Source organism: Bacillus sp. USDA818B3_A (assembly GCF_009928415.1).
In the GTDB taxonomy this organism is placed as follows: Bacteria; Bacillota; Bacilli; order Bacillales; family Cytobacillaceae; genus Neobacillus.
This window is the reverse complement of the sequence record NZ_JAABNN010000019.1, coordinates 1-14,112: the sequence shown is the minus strand read 5'-3', so window position 1 is coordinate 14,112 and position 14,112 is coordinate 1. Positions and strand designations below refer to the sequence as shown.

The 14,112-nt window shown below is 41.7% G+C and carries 12 protein-coding genes; 11 read left to right on the top strand and 1 reads right to left on the bottom strand.

Annotated elements, in window-relative coordinates:
* The 10 genes from GXK58_RS21395 to GXK58_RS21350 all read left to right on the top strand — a co-directional run.
* Nucleotides 1-601: C40 family peptidase (locus GXK58_RS21395; protein WP_202171426.1), on the top strand; the 601-nt coding region annotated here is incomplete at its 5' end.
* 718 nt (nucleotides 602-1,319) lie between these two features.
* Nucleotides 1,320-1,661: a lmo0954 family membrane protein gene (locus tag GXK58_RS21390; protein ID WP_160725215.1), complete on the top strand. Its 342-nt coding sequence runs from the start codon at nucleotides 1,320-1,322 to the stop codon at nucleotides 1,659-1,661.
* Nucleotides 1,662-1,685: 24 nt separating this feature from the next.
* A complete protein-coding gene (locus GXK58_RS21385; protein WP_160725214.1) occupies nucleotides 1,686-2,333 on the top strand; it encodes a PspA/IM30 family protein in 648 nt (215 codons plus the stop codon).
* A gap of 123 nt (nucleotides 2,334-2,456) precedes the next feature.
* Nucleotides 2,457-3,731 carry a glycosyl hydrolase family 18 protein gene (locus GXK58_RS21380; RefSeq protein WP_160725213.1) on the top strand — a complete coding sequence of 425 codons (1,275 nt, stop codon included), beginning with the start codon at nucleotides 2,457-2,459 and terminating at the stop codon, nucleotides 3,729-3,731.
* Between the two features lie 180 nt (nucleotides 3,732-3,911).
* On the top strand, nucleotides 3,912-5,672 hold the full coding sequence (locus GXK58_RS21375; RefSeq protein WP_160725212.1) for an ABC transporter ATP-binding protein: 1,761 nt from the start codon (nucleotides 3,912-3,914) through the stop codon (nucleotides 5,670-5,672).
* The gene (locus tag GXK58_RS21370) at nucleotides 5,647-7,488 is read left to right on the top strand and encodes an ABC transporter ATP-binding protein (RefSeq protein ID WP_160725211.1); all 1,842 of its coding nucleotides are present in this window, start codon (nucleotides 5,647-5,649) and stop codon (nucleotides 7,486-7,488) included. The genes GXK58_RS21375 and GXK58_RS21370 overlap by 26 nt, the downstream gene beginning before the upstream one ends.
* A 110-nt stretch (nucleotides 7,489-7,598) precedes the next feature.
* Nucleotides 7,599-7,949 carry a hypothetical protein gene (locus tag GXK58_RS21365; RefSeq protein ID WP_237389740.1) on the top strand — a complete coding sequence of 117 codons (351 nt, stop codon included), beginning with the start codon at nucleotides 7,599-7,601 and terminating at the stop codon, nucleotides 7,947-7,949.
* Between the two features lie 26 nt (nucleotides 7,950-7,975).
* Complete coding sequence (locus tag GXK58_RS21360) at nucleotides 7,976-8,302, top strand: antibiotic biosynthesis monooxygenase (protein ID WP_160725210.1); 327 nt, start codon at nucleotides 7,976-7,978, stop codon at nucleotides 8,300-8,302.
* A 204-nt stretch (nucleotides 8,303-8,506) separates the two neighbouring features.
* On the top strand, nucleotides 8,507-9,307 hold the full coding sequence (locus tag GXK58_RS21355; protein ID WP_160725209.1) for an EcsC family protein: 801 nt from the start codon (nucleotides 8,507-8,509) through the stop codon (nucleotides 9,305-9,307).
* A 225-nt stretch (nucleotides 9,308-9,532) separates the two neighbouring features.
* The gene (locus GXK58_RS21350; protein ID WP_160725208.1) at nucleotides 9,533-9,952 is read left to right on the top strand and encodes a hypothetical protein; all 420 of its coding nucleotides are present in this window, start codon (nucleotides 9,533-9,535) and stop codon (nucleotides 9,950-9,952) included.
* A gap of 221 nt (nucleotides 9,953-10,173) precedes the next feature.
* Here GXK58_RS21350 and GXK58_RS21345 read toward each other — a convergent pair whose 3' ends face one another.
* On the bottom strand, nucleotides 10,174-11,397 hold the full coding sequence (locus GXK58_RS21345; protein ID WP_160725207.1) for an NAD(P)/FAD-dependent oxidoreductase: 1,224 nt from the start codon (nucleotides 11,395-11,397) through the stop codon (nucleotides 10,174-10,176).
* Between the two features lie 281 nt (nucleotides 11,398-11,678).
* Between GXK58_RS21345 and GXK58_RS21340 the strand changes: the two genes are divergently transcribed.
* Nucleotides 11,679-14,015: a YhgE/Pip domain-containing protein gene (locus tag GXK58_RS21340; RefSeq protein ID WP_160725206.1), complete on the top strand. Its 2,337-nt coding sequence runs from the start codon at nucleotides 11,679-11,681 to the stop codon at nucleotides 14,013-14,015.
* The last annotated feature ends 97 nt before the right edge of the window (nucleotides 14,016-14,112 follow it).

Sequence of the window (14,112 nt, the reverse complement as noted above, 5' to 3'; positions counted from 1 at the left end):
AAGTGAAACAACAAAAGCACCAGCGACTGCACCAGCAGCATCAAGTGAGACAACAAAAGCACCAGCGACTGCACCTGCAGCATCAAGTGAAACAACAAAAGCACCAGCGACTGCACCAGCAGCATCAAGTGAGACAACAACAGAAAAAGCACCGGTGACAGCACCAGCAACATCTAGTTCTACTGCAGCTCAAAAACCTGCGGCAACTACTGAAGCAGCCCAAAAACCGGCAGCAGCATCTGCTTCTCTTGTTGAAAATGTGATCGCTGAAGCACAAAAATATATTGGTACTCCTTATAAATGGGCAGGAGACACACCAGCGGGATTTGATTGCAGCGGCTATACCAAATACGTATTTGAAAAAGTGGGAATCAGCTTACCACGGACTGCTGCAACACAATGGGATGCGACTACATCAGTAAGCTCACCAAGTGTCGGAGACCTTGTTTTCTTCCAAACCTATAAAGTGGGCCCATCCCATGTTGGAATCTATTTAGGAAACAACAAATTTATCAGTGCAGCCTCAACAGGAGTAGTTATCTCTGATATGACTTCTTCCTATTGGAAAACTAGATACCTAGGAGCTAAAACTCCTTATTAATATATAAAATATTTTTTTAGGAAGACAGTACATGTTTTGTACTGTCTTCTTTTGGTTGTTTGAAGAGTTTCATGATTGCCATTCATAACCCTCGAAGGGCGAGTAGAATCGGGCCTACGGTAGATAAGAAGCCTTCATAACTCCCAAAGGTCAAGTCGAATCGATACTACGGTAGATAAGAGGCCTTCATAACTCCCAAAGGTCAAGTCGAATCGATACTACGGTAGATAAGAAGCCTTCATAACTTCCAAAGGTCAAGCCGAATCGATACTACGGTAGATAAGAAGCCTTCATAACTCCCGAAGTGCCAGCCGAATCGAGTCTACAGTAGATAAGAAGCCACCATAACTCCCGAAGGGCTATCGAAAACGAGCTTACAGTAGATAAAAGACCTCAAAACTCTGAGAGGCCCTTACCAAGAGATCCCACATCCTATCGACGCTTCCACTATTTTGGTGAATTCAATAACATACTTTTCTTTATTAAATGTCCCTTCCACTTCACTCTAAAACTGCCCATACATTCAAGTTTGATGCTTTTATCTGTCTTCGCCCCAGAGCTCGCCCATCAGGGGAGTCATCTTTACATACATCGAGTCTGATAACAGCTACGCCTCAAGTCTGATACCAAAATCAAGCTCTAGCGCAATTATGGAAAACAAAGAAAAAAGGTAAGATGAAATCAAGATAAGGAAATACATTTCAAGGAGGAAAACAAAATGAAAAAGTTTGGTTTATTGTTAGCCGGCGGGCTGGCGGCTCTGATCTTGCTGCACTCCATTGGTCCAATGGTTGGATTACTGGTCAGCCTAGTGTTACTTTATTTCATCTTTAAACAGTTTCTTAAAACAGATTCCATTGCTTGGAAAGTTGGGTTGATCATCATTGGTTTAATCGTACTCACATCCACTCTTCATCACATTCCAGCTTTAATTGGAGTAGGTGCTGCCTATGTACTATTCCTTGTTTATAAAGAATGGAACAAAAGCAAAACCAAAAAGGCACCTAAGAATGACCCATTTGTAAACTTTGAAAAGCAATGGAATGAAATGAACAAATAATTTTTCTAAAAGGAGAGAAATAACATGACAAACTTATTAACTAGAATTAAGGATATCGTTGTTGCAGATTTAAATGAGGCTCTTAATAAAAAGGAAAATCAAAATCCTATTGCCATGCTTAACCAATACCTGCGCGAATGTGAGCGGGAAACCGAGAAGGTCGGTAAATTAGTAGGACGTCAAGTGCAATTGCGCGATGAGTTTGCGAAGGAATATAGTGAGGCCGTAAAGCTTGCTGAAAAAAGAAAGCACCAAGCGGATGTGGCACAAAGAGCAGGGGAAGAAGAGTTATATCAATTTGCTGCAGCTGAGCAAAGGCATTACGACGAACGGGCACAGCACCTGCACACTGCACTTACCCAAGCAACCGGACAGTTAAGTGAATTAGAAAGAAAGTATGAAGAAATGAAACGAAGAGTTAAGGATATGGAGATCCGCCGAATGGAGTTAATGGGCCGGGAAAACGTCACTCGTGCAAATCTGCAAATGAGTCAGGTTTTAGATGCGGATGCATCTTCGAAGTCCTTTTCGAGATTCAAAGAAATTGAAAGCTATCTGGACCGTTTAGAGCAAAGGGTGAATTCCTCTTTCTTTAGCAGTACGATAGACGAACGAGTGGCACAACTCGAAAAAGAACTGGAAAGCAGCGAAACTAATCTTACTAAAGAATAACAAATCACTTCCAAAATAATAGACAAAGAAAAACGGACTTGTGACATAAGTCCGTTTTTCTTTTACCTATCAAAGTATATTCTTCCCACAAGCTAATATGATGGTATGGAAGGGGTGAGGATTATGACGGTCCATGTGGTTGAAACGGGAGAAAATCTGTGGTCCATTTCCAGCCGGTATCATGTTTCCATTCAAACAATTGTTAGTGTGAATGGGTTATCATCTGCAACGTCCCTTGTTCCAGGCCTGGCACTTTATATTCCCGACAATTCTCATCCAATTCGTGCCTATCGAATCAAAGCAGGAGATGTGCTTTGGGAAATAGCTAAACTATTCAACACGACAATATCCGCGATTCGTTCTGCTAATCCAGGCATCAATATTAATCAACTTCCAAGCGGTCATGTTATTAACATTCCCTCACCAAATAAGCTCGCCATTCAAACGCTGGGCTTTTTAGTTCCATCAGGGACGACAGCAAATCTTGCTGCCTTAAATTCACTATCGGGACAGCTGACCTATGTTGGGATCGTAAACTATACATTTACCTCTGACGGTACAGTCGTTAGTCAAATAGACGACAGTGCAATTATTTCGAGATGCAAGCAATTAAATATTATTCCATTATTAATGATTCGAAACTATACAGCAAGCGGGTTCAGTGCAGAGCTGGCAGGCGGTGTCCTTGGAAATGCCGCTTACCGGCAGAATTTAGCAACAAGCATTGTCAATCTCACCACCAGCAAAGGTTTTGGAGGGGTAAGTCTTGACCTTGAGTTTATTCCTCCAGCAAGGCGAAATGATTTTACTTTGTTCTTACAAGCATTAAAGCAGCAATTAGGGGATTTACTTTTGAATGTTAATGTTCACGCAAAAGCGGAGGATTTACCGACAAACCGGATTGTTGGGGCTTATGATTATGATGCTATTGGAAAAGCGGTTGATCTAATGGCGGTCATGACGATGGATTATGGCTACCCGGGCGGCCCGCCTCAGCCAATCGCACCCATTGGATGGGTAGAACAAGTGCTTAAGTACGCGATTTCCCAAGTGAGTCCGCAAAAACTGTTAATGGCCATCGCATTATATGGCTATGACAAGGCCGTCACTACCAATGCAACACAGGGGTTATCCGTCCTTGCGGCACAAAATAAGGCCATCTCATCGGGCGAGCCTATTCAATTTGATCCTGCCGCTAAATCGCCATGGTTCCGTTATTGGGTCGCCACGAAAGAGCATATTGTATGGTTTGAGGATATTAGAAGCTATATTGAAAAATATAAGCTGATTGATAGTTACAGCATTGTAGGAACTAGCTTTTGGCAGCTCGGTTTGCCTGCCCCTCAAAATTGGGCATTTTTAAGGAGAGAGGTAACGGTGACAAAAAACATTATTTGATTGGTCCTTCAGTGAAGAGCGTATAGCTCTTTTTTATTTTGGCTTTTTTGCAGAATGGAAATTACTTTAAAAATAGGTTGACAGCTTTGGTTTTAATTTTATAAGCTGTATGTATACAAATGTATGCGATTGTTGGACATCTGTAGCCTTTTTTAAAAAAATAATGGAAGGAGCAAGAACATGTGGGGATTAAGGCACTATATAAAACCATATTGGAAATCAGTTATCATTGCGCCCCTTTTTATGATGGTTGAAGTATTTTTTGATCTGCTTCAACCCACCCTTGCCGCGAAGATTGTTAATGAAGGTGTCGTAGAGCAGGATATGCAGACCATCTTGCATACAGGTGCCATCATGGTCTTGGCCGCGGTGCTTGGATTAATAGGCGGGGCTGGGTGCAACATTTTTGCAAGCCGTGCATCACAGAATTTTGGCGCCGACCTCAGGGAGGCTCTATTTACTAAGATCCAAACCTTCTCTTTTGAAAATCTGGATACATTTAAGACGGGGTCGTTAATTACCCGGATGACAAACGATGTCGTTCAGGTCCAAAATCTATTAAGAATCTTCATGCAATCCATCATACGAACGCCAGGATTATTAATAGGAAGCGTCATTATGTCCTTATTACTTAATCTTCGGTTGGGACTCATCCTGCTGGGGACACTGTTCGTTTCTGTTGTTGTGCTCATTGTCCTTATTCGTTTCTCTTATCCGTTATTTTCCAATGTCCAAACAAAACTCGATACAGTTAACAGCCGATTACAAGAAAATTTGGCAGGGATTCGAGTAGTAAAAGCCTTCGTAAGGTCTAATTATGAGACGAAGCAATTCGGGAAGGCCAACCGGGATTACTCGCAAACCGCCATAAAAGCTGCGCGTGTGATTGCTATGAATACACCGATCGTGACATTGATCATGAATACATGTCTGGTTATTATCCTGATGTATGGTGGAAACCTGGTTTGGATGAAGTCTGTTCAGGTGGGGGATTTAGTGGCGTTCATTAATTATGTGGCACAAGCCCTATCTTCCTTAATGATGGTAAGCACCGTTCTTGTGAATATATCACAGGCCAATGTATCAGCCAAACGGATCCAACAGGTCATGACAACAAAACCTACGATTGAAAGTAATCCAATTGTGAGTGAATCTATCATCCCTGCTAAACATGTGAGGTTTGATAGAGTTGGATTTTCATATGGCGGGTCAGTTAAACCTGAGGAATTGGTCCTTCGGGATGTCAGCTTTGAGGCAGGCAAAGGAGAAACGATAGCAATCATTGGGTCCACCGGTTCTGGGAAGACAACGCTTGTCCAGTTAATTCCAAGGTTATATGAAGTCACGTCCGGAGCGATAAGGATAGACGGAAAAGATATTCGCGACCTGCCGCTATCGGTGCTTAGACAGTCCATCGGCATGGTTCTCCAAGAATCCTTTTTATTCACTGGTTCTATTAAAGCAAATATTGCCTTTGGAAAAGCCGATGCCACACAAGAAGAAATCGTGCGGGCAGCCCAAATGGCCCAGGCGCATGACTTTATCAGTAAACTGCCAAACGGCTATGAAACAATGGTTGGCCAAAAGGGAGCCAATTTGTCCGGCGGTCAGAAGCAAAGGCTTGCGATCGCCCGGGCGCTGCTTATAAAGCCGCCGATTTTAATCTTGGACGACAGTACAAGCGCATTAGACCTAGGAACAGAAAAACGGCTTCGTGATTCCTTAACCACTATTATGAACGAAAGCATCACCATCTTAATTGCTCAGAAAATCTCCTCTGTCCTAACTGCCGATCAAATACTTGTGATGGAGGACGGAACGATTGTGGGAAGAGGAACCCACCAAGAATTAATGGAGACATGTGACGTCTATCAAGATATCTATAAATCCCAGTATGGTGAGAAGGAGGAGTATTATGTCGAACAGCAGCAATCAAGCTAATCCTAAAAATCCAACCTTCTTTCAGACGACTCATCACGGTCCGCGCCCTGGGGAGGTTCCGAAAGTTAGGTCAAAGAATGCCAAAGTCACACTCTACAAAATATGGAGTTATCTAAAGCGGCAGCGCCAGGGGTTATGGATTGTCATGATCAGTACCGCTTTAACCTCTTGTTGCGCGCTTTTAGGACCTTTTCTAATCGGAAAAACAATCGATAAATATATTATTCCGCATCAATTAAATGGTTTTTGGTTAATGGGCTCAGGTTTACTAGGGATCTATCTTTTAGGTGCTGCTTTCACCTGGCTGCAGCAATATGTTGCCTCGGGTTTAGCGCAAAATACCGTTAAGGAGATGCGCCAGGATCTTTTTGAAAAATATCAGCATTTGCCGATTCCGTTTTTTGACCAGCGGACACATGGGGAATTGATGAGCCGAACCACGAACGATCTTGAAAATGTATCCAATACACTGAATCAAACCGTGGTCCAACTGATCTCAAGTGTGTTTATGCTCGTTGGCAGCGTGGTTATGATGCTCAGTCTAAGTCTTTGGATGACACTGATTACGATCCTAATCGTGCCGCTTATTGCGTTGATTACTAAAAAAATAACAAAATACACACGTCAGTATTTTTCAGAACAGCAAAAGAGCTTGGGAGAAGTGAATGGGTTTGTCCAAGAAAGTATCTCCGGTTTGCGAGTGATCAAAGTTTTTGGACGCGAAGCCAAATCGATTGAAGAGTTTAGGGAAATGAATGAAAGACTGCGAATAGTCGGGTTAAAGGCTCAAAGTATTTCCGGCTCGATGGGGCCGCTGATGAATGCGATGCGTAATCTAAGTTTCGTCCTTATTGCTGTGATCGGAGGCGTATTTACCTATCATGACTTAATTACGATTGGCATTATCGTTAGTTTCCTGAATTATTCCAACCAATTCAGCCAGCCGATTAATCAACTGGCCAATCAGTATAATCTGCTGCAATCCGCGATTGCAGGAGCTGAGCGTGTGTTTGAGGTATTAGACCTGGAATCAGAGACATTAGGCAATAATGAAGCTGAAACGGATAAGAAAATAAGCGGGGACGTCCTTTTTGATCAGGTGCATTTTGGTTATACAGAGGATGCAGTTGTTCTTAAAAATCTGTCCTTCCATGCCTTTCCTGGTCAGATGATTGCTTTAGTCGGACCAACAGGGGCAGGCAAAACGACGATTATTAATTTATTGACGCGATTTTATGATATTCAATCTGGGACAATTCGAATCGCCGGGGAAGACATTAGAGATTTTGAAAAAACCTTTTTAAGAAAACAAATCGGACTGGTCCTTCAGGATGCCTATGTTTTTTCAGGGACAATCCGAGAAAACATTCGTTATGGACGTTTACATGCCACGGATCGAGAAGTGGAAGCTGCCGCTCGTCTCGCGAATGCCGATTCGTTTATTAAAAAACTGCCCAAGGGTTATGATACGGAACTAAATGCAGAGGGGAGTAATCTAAGCCAAGGACAAAAGCAGCTTTTAACCATTGCCAGGGCAGTGCTTGCTAATCCTTCGATTCTGATTTTAGATGAAGCCACCAGCAGTGTAGACACACGAACGGAGCTGCATATTCAAGAGGCGATGAAGTCATTAATGAAGGGCAGAACCAGTTTTGTCATTGCCCACAGGCTTAGCACGATTCGAGAGGCAGACGTGATTTTGGTTATTAATAATGGGGAAATCGTGGAACAAGGGTCGCACGAGGAGTTATTGCGGAAGAATGGAGTTTATTCTAATTTATATAATAATCAATTGACACAGGGATATGTCAGCTAACATATAAAGGACAAACTTATTATCCGCCTTGACATAAAGGTTTTAAGTGTATACAATTGAATACATAACAGTTGTATACGTTTGTATACAAAAGTGAAGGAGGAATCCTAATGAGAGACGCAGAACATGGGCATGGGCATAGACGAAAAGACCATCACCATGGCGGGGCAAAAACATTCCGCCGGGGCAGGGCCATTGCCTTTTTAGAAATGATGAACATTAAGCGCAGCACCTTAAAGGAACAGTTAGATTCACCAGAGTTTCAATCTATCCAGCAAATTCTAGTCGGTGAACTTAAAGCGATTGATATGGTGATTAACGAATTTATCCAAGTATTTGAACTTCACGAGGGTGAGGTAATGGAAATGAAAAAGAAAAAATGCCACGATGATCAGAATCCTTCGTTAAGTGAGGAAGAGCCTGTAGTTAATGATAAGAAAGAAAAGGATGAGTCTAACTAAAATTTCTTGATAGGGAGAGGATAAAAATGTTCGTTCAATTAAGAAAAATTTCAGTTACAGAGGGCAGTGCAGAACTTGTAGTAAATCAATTTAGTAAACCTGGAATCGTTCAAGAACAAGAGGGATTCGTTGACCAAAGCATCATGGTAAAAAAGGTGAGACGCGGAGAAGAAGAAGTTGTCATCTTAACCCGTTGGGAATCGGAGCAATATTGGAAACAGTGGGAAAAAAGTGATGCACATATTGCTGGACATAAAGCAAAAATGGGAAAACCGAAACCTGAACATATTCTCAATGTAGAGGTAGGCGCCTACGAAGTAAAGGCAGTCAAACAAGCGGTTATACAATCATAATTTATATAATACCAGAGAGGGATCCCAGGGTTTGACATAATTAGGGATCCTTCTTTTATTGAAGAACCATGTTGGTTATAACCTTTTATAATCAGGCGGCTTTTCCGATTAGGTTAACTCCTTTCTTGGGAATTTGAAACCATATCGGTTCGTTTTCGTATGTTTACTAACGGATCTTGATATGATTGAGGGTGAACTGTATAAATGGAAACAAGAGAAGAATTAGCGGGTGAGCTTTCTGTCATAGAAAGCTGGGAAAAAGAACAGAGTGATTTATGGATTTGGGAGCGTCTCGGACGTTTGCCTTTTAAGCTTTTAGATAAAATAACACCTCGATTCATCCACAACAAAGTGGGGAATCTGCTTGAAGAAATAGGTTCCTATATCCAAACGGGCGGCAGTTATTTGATTAAAAAAGAGTCTATTTTTGAAAGAGTAGAGAGAGAGGTTCAAACGCCGGTAAATGATGTGGCGGATATAAAGGAAATTCCGCTTTCGGTTATGAAAAAATTAAGCGAGGAGCTTGCCGGACAGAGGAAGAAAATGGCTGCCATTCAAGGGGCAAGTACTGGAATCGGCGGGATTTTTACACTGGCGATTGATATTCCGGCTTTAATGGCTATTTCTTTAAAAACATTACAGGAAATTGCGATTATTCATGGCTATGATCCGAATGATCAAAGAGAGCGGGTTTTTATGGTAAAATGCCTGCAGTTTTCATCTGCGGATATTGTTGGCAAACAGGCGATTTTGAATGAGCTATCGAATTATGATCGACCAGAAGGAAGCGGGTCAGGTGAAATGGTTTCCCAGCTGCAAGGCTGGCGCGAAGTAGTCTATACATACCGTGATCAGTTTGGATGGAAAAAGCTTTTTCAAATGGTCCCGGTGGCCGGGATGATTTTTGGGGCATTTACCAATCGGTCAATGATCAACGATCTTGCGGAAACAGGCAGTATGCTCTATCGGAAAAGAAGGATTCTTGAAAGGTTAAATAGAATGTAAGAACGATGAAAGGTGTCCTAATTTTAGGAGCCTTTTTGTGGTTTCCCATAGACAGGACTTCTCGCCGGCTTGTCCCTGAACAACTACTGGACAGTAATAGATAATATCGATTAAGAATGCTGGACTGTATCGTATTTTGTTATGGAATAAGCAGGATAATTAGTTGCAGTTTACAAATAATAACCATCCCGAGGGAAGAGAATAAAGAAGTTAAAGGAACATTACATGAGAAATATTGCAGCGTTATTTTCGATCCTTATGCCAGGGTTTGGCCAACTATATAATCGTCAGTTTATTAAGGGTGTTATTTTTGTTGCGATTGAGCATTTTGATAACATAAGTGGCAAAATAAACAAAGCGATTCAACTCGATCTTAATGGGTTTCATCAGCAGGCGTTAGACACGGTTGTTTATGATGGGATGTTGTTCTATCCAGGATTTTATGTGTATGCGATATGGGATGCTTGGTATTATGCAAAGAAAGGCGCTAATAAAACCCTTAGTTCTATTCCTTTTTTAATAGGAGGATTTTTAGGAGAATTTGGAGCACTGTTTGCTTCAAAGCTGCCGTTTCCGGCGTTAACCGTGGGATTGTTAATGATTGTGCCTAGTGTTATTGGAATGATTATTTTCCGAAGGCAATAACATTCGAAAATTATAAGCATGTAAAAGGACCTGATAAAGATGTAAGCAGGTCCTGTTTTATGTTATTCTCGAAAACCTATTATCTGCCAGTAAATTTGGGTTATGTGAGAGTAAACTAATTTTATGCGCGAGTAAAGCAAGGTTATCCGAGAGTAAATCGTAGTTATGCGCCAGTAAAACGGATTAACCGAGAGATAACCTGCTTCCATTGCCAACTGCGATTACTTTTTTAAAAGCGGTCGGTTCTGTAAATACAACTCCATATTTGGGCTGCTTCCTTTAACGATGTCTTCTGCTATTATCATGGCTAACAGCTGACTATAGACGGTGCCATTGTCTCCAAAGGCAAACAGGAAATAGCTGTTAGGATATTCATCATAAACTCCGATAATCGGCAGGCCGTCTACTGTCCCCCCATAAAAGGCAGCCAGATAATACTCAGGCACTACATGGATGTCAGGGAACTGCTTATTAAATTCTTCAATCAGCTTTTCCTTCTTATTTATTAACTTACTATCCCGATCGTTGGGATAGGTCGTATTTTCATCGAGACCACCAATGATAATACGGTTGTCAGCCGTAGTACGCATAAATAAATAAGGACGGGCTGTCTCCCAAAGAAGTGTTCGGTTATACCAGCTTGAAAAATCATTGACTGGATTTGTAGTAACTGTGTATGTACTCACAAAGGATGCCTTTTTCTCACTCTTTATATCGATCCCTTCATAACCAGCAGTGAAAATTACATGCCGAGCGTAAATTGAATGTCCTGTTTTTGTTGAGATAATCATGCGTTTTTGCACTGTATCGTAATGATGGCCATTCATCTCCGTTTTTTCATAGATGCGCACCCCTTTTTTGGCGGCATAGTCAACTAATGCATGAGTAAACTTGAACGGGTTCAGCTCTCCGTCGTTATAGGAATAGATGGCAGCCTCACGGCTAAATGGGTACTTACTTTCGATATCTTCCTTGTTCCAAAAGTCTACCTTGCTGTTTTGTTCTTTTAAAAAATCATATTCCTTTTTTAGTTTGGCAACATCGTCCTTGCTGCTAGCAGAATAAAGGGTATCTCTACGGAAAAACTCACTGTCGATATCGGCAGCCTGCGAAGCTTTTTCTATTTCGTTGATGGCTTCTTTTAATAATTGCAAATGACGTTCGATGTAGTTTTGTCCAAATGTATGGATGAGATCGGTAAACATTTTTTCACCGGAATATTGAATCAATGCAGTATTTGCACTGGTACTGCCGCTGCCAATGGTGTTTTTTTCGAAGGCGACGACATCTAAGCCTGCATCAGCTAGATAATAGGCACATTGTGCAGCAGAACTTCCACCACCTATAATACATACGTCACAAGTAAGGTCTTCTTGTAAGGAAGGGTATGTCGGGGGGGCAGTAAAGGTGGTCGGCCAGTAATAAGTTCCCGTTTGTAAGTCCATTTTGTTTCCTCCTACTTTTTACTCGGATAATGTTACTATTTCCAATTTGGGGCACCGCATGCGGCAGCCTTTATAATAGACAACGTAATTATTATGAAGAATGATTGTTGAATCTAAAAATAAGCTGTGTTATAGTAAAACAGTCGTAAAAAATGACCAAAACACTAAAATGGTCATTTTGTTAAAAAAGCTTTCAAAAAGCTTATTTTTTTAGATAAAAATGACTAAATGGGGATATTGGTCAGTGTGGGTAGAAAAGAAATATTGGAGAGGTGGATCACATGAAAGCTTTCGCATCTTTAAAGAGCGAATTTATGCGAATTATTCGCACCCGCAAATTACTAATCGCCATTATTGGTGTAATGACGATTCCGGTGCTTTACAGCGGGACCTATCTATGGGCCTTTTGGGATCCGTATGCCCATCTGGACCGGATGCCTGTGGCAATCGTCAATAACGACCAGGGCGCCGAATACAACGGCGAAAAGCTTACCATAGGTAAGGATTTAGTTAAGAATTTAAAAGAGAAGGATAGCTTTAACTTTAACTTTGTTAGTTCAAGTAAGGCAAAACAAGGGTTAAAGGACCAAGATTATTATTTATTGATTGAGATTCCAAAGGATTTTTCAAAAAATGCAACAACCCTACAAAGCGATCATCCTGAGAAACTCAATTTAATCTATACAGTTAATGAAGGTAATAACTACTTATCATCGAAAATCGGTGATTCAGCGATTGAAAAGATAAAAGAAGAAGTGTCTAGTTCGGTCACGAAAACATATGCGGAATCGATGTTCGACAATTTAAAAGATGTCGCTGATGGCTTGAAGAAAGCAAGTGACGGGGCAGGGGACCTTGCTAACGGGATCACCGAAGCCAAAGATGGCAGTGAAAGCTTAGCAGATGGAATTAAAACGGCCGGCAGCGGTGCCGTAAAACTGGAAAATGGCTCCAAATCAGTAGACTCCGGTGCCAAAAAAATCAAGGAAAACCTTGAGGTTCTGGCAGAAAAGTCGGTTGCTTTTTCAAATGGAGTCATCTCTGCTTCTTCCGGGTCCAAGCAAGTTCAAAGTGGACTGGAGCAATTCAGCACTGGACTTACGCAAATGAAAGATGCCAATACTAAATTATTAGACGGTGCTACCCAAGCTGAAGCAGGTACAAAGCAGGTATCAGATGGGTTAGCTTCGGCAGCCGCCAATTTACCAGCTTTAGAAAATGGCTCAACTAAGCTTGCAGAGGGAGCTTCAAACCTCTCATCTTCTTTAGAAAAATGGAAGACTGGAGCGGATCAAACAAAGACCGGCGCCGATTCTGTAAGTAGTGGGCTGCAGCAATTACTCAGTCAAGTAAGCAGTATGGCAGATCAAACGACGGACCCAACGGAGAAGACAAAACTAACCGCCTTAAAGGACAGTTTGTCTCAATTATCGCAAGGCAGTCAGCAGGTCGCTGCTGGTGTCGGAAACTTGTCCAGCAGTGCGGACCAAATTAAGAATGGCTCTGATAGCTTAGCAGAAGGAGCTGCAGAGCTAAATCAAGGCCAAGCGAAATTGGGAGATGGACTGAACCAATTATCTGGCGGCGCGAAACAGGTAGTAGATGGTCAAGGACAGTTAAAACAAGGGCTTGCACAGTTTGGTTCTAAGCTCGATGAAGCAGAAACCGGATTTAGTCAAATTGTGAGCGGCTCTAGCAGCTTAACAACCGGATTAGGGCAATTAGCTGCAGGCTCGACGCAATTGCAGGATGGAACGGATCAGCTTGCACAGGGAGCGGCCCAATTAGCCTCAGGTACTACAGCGCTTTATAGCGGTGAAAAAGATTTAAGTTCAGGAATGAATAAGCTTTCTGATGGGTCATCGGATTTAACCAGTGGTATGGCAAAACTTGCAGATGGCTCGAAGGAATTGAGTGATGAACTTTCTGACGGGGCGAAAGATGCCAGTGATGTCAAAGCCAATGACAGTGTGTATGATATGTTCGCGAAACCAGTCCATCTTGAGGATACGAAGATGAATAGTGTTCCAAATTACGGGAGCGGATTGGCACCTTATTTCTTATCGCTAAGTCTTTTTGTTGGTGCACTTATGCTTTCGGTTATTTTTCCATTGTTACAGCCAGCAGGAGAACCGAAAAATGGATTTAGCTGGTTCATGGGTAAAGTCGGGGTCGTTTTAGCCGTAGGCTTGGGTCAGGCGCTCTTAGCGGATGCCATATTAATGTTGGGTCTAGGACTTGAAGTAAAGAGTGTTCCTTACTTTATTATGTTAAGTATCATTACCAGCTGGACATTCATGGCGATTATTCAATTCCTGGTGACGGCTCTTGATAATCCAGGACGTTTCTTAGCTGTTATTTTATTGATTTTACAACTTACAGGCAGTGCAGGGACGTATCCAATTGAACTCAGTCCGACTTTCTTACAGCATATTAATCATTACTTGCCAATGACTTATTCCATTTATGGATTTAGAGCAGTTATTTCAACAGGTGACTTTGGTTTTATGTGGGAGAATATTGGATTCATGGCTGTCTTCTTTATTTTATTCCTTGCCGCAACATTGACTTTCTTTAGTGTTAAATTTAAACGTCAGCCACAAGTGCAAGTTCAATAACTTTATAAAAAAGGCAGCTTACATTTTAAGCTGCCTTTTTTGCTGCGTGCCCAGCAAGCCGTTAATTGCTAGTTGGTGAAAGTCCAATCCGAGTAAG

Excerpts from the sequence above, each read along its gene's own strand:
- GXK58_RS21385 (WP_160725214.1), top strand. The coding sequence starts at position 1,686 with ATGACAAACTTATTAACTAGAATTAAGGATATCGTTGTTGCAGATTTA.
- GXK58_RS21355 (WP_160725209.1), top strand. The coding sequence starts at position 8,507 with ATGGAAACAAGAGAAGAATTAGCGGGTGAGCTTTCTGTCATAGAAAGC.
- GXK58_RS21340 (WP_160725206.1), top strand. The coding sequence starts at position 11,679 with ATGAAAGCTTTCGCATCTTTAAAGAGCGAATTTATGCGAATTATTCGC.
- GXK58_RS21350 (WP_160725208.1), top strand. The coding sequence starts at position 9,533 with ATGAGAAATATTGCAGCGTTATTTTCGATCCTTATGCCAGGGTTTGGC.
- GXK58_RS21375 (WP_160725212.1), top strand. The coding sequence starts at position 3,912 with ATGTGGGGATTAAGGCACTATATAAAACCATATTGGAAATCAGTTATC.
- GXK58_RS21360 (WP_160725210.1), top strand. The coding sequence starts at position 7,976 with ATGTTCGTTCAATTAAGAAAAATTTCAGTTACAGAGGGCAGTGCAGAA.
- GXK58_RS21345 (WP_160725207.1), bottom strand. The coding sequence starts at position 11,397 with ATGGACTTACAAACGGGAACTTATTACTGGCCGACCACCTTTACTGCC.
- GXK58_RS21370 (WP_160725211.1), top strand. The coding sequence starts at position 5,647 with ATGTCGAACAGCAGCAATCAAGCTAATCCTAAAAATCCAACCTTCTTT.
- GXK58_RS21380 (WP_160725213.1), top strand. The coding sequence starts at position 2,457 with ATGACGGTCCATGTGGTTGAAACGGGAGAAAATCTGTGGTCCATTTCC.
- GXK58_RS21365 (WP_237389740.1), top strand. The coding sequence starts at position 7,599 with ATGAGAGACGCAGAACATGGGCATGGGCATAGACGAAAAGACCATCAC.
- GXK58_RS21390 (WP_160725215.1), top strand. The coding sequence starts at position 1,320 with ATGAAAAAGTTTGGTTTATTGTTAGCCGGCGGGCTGGCGGCTCTGATC.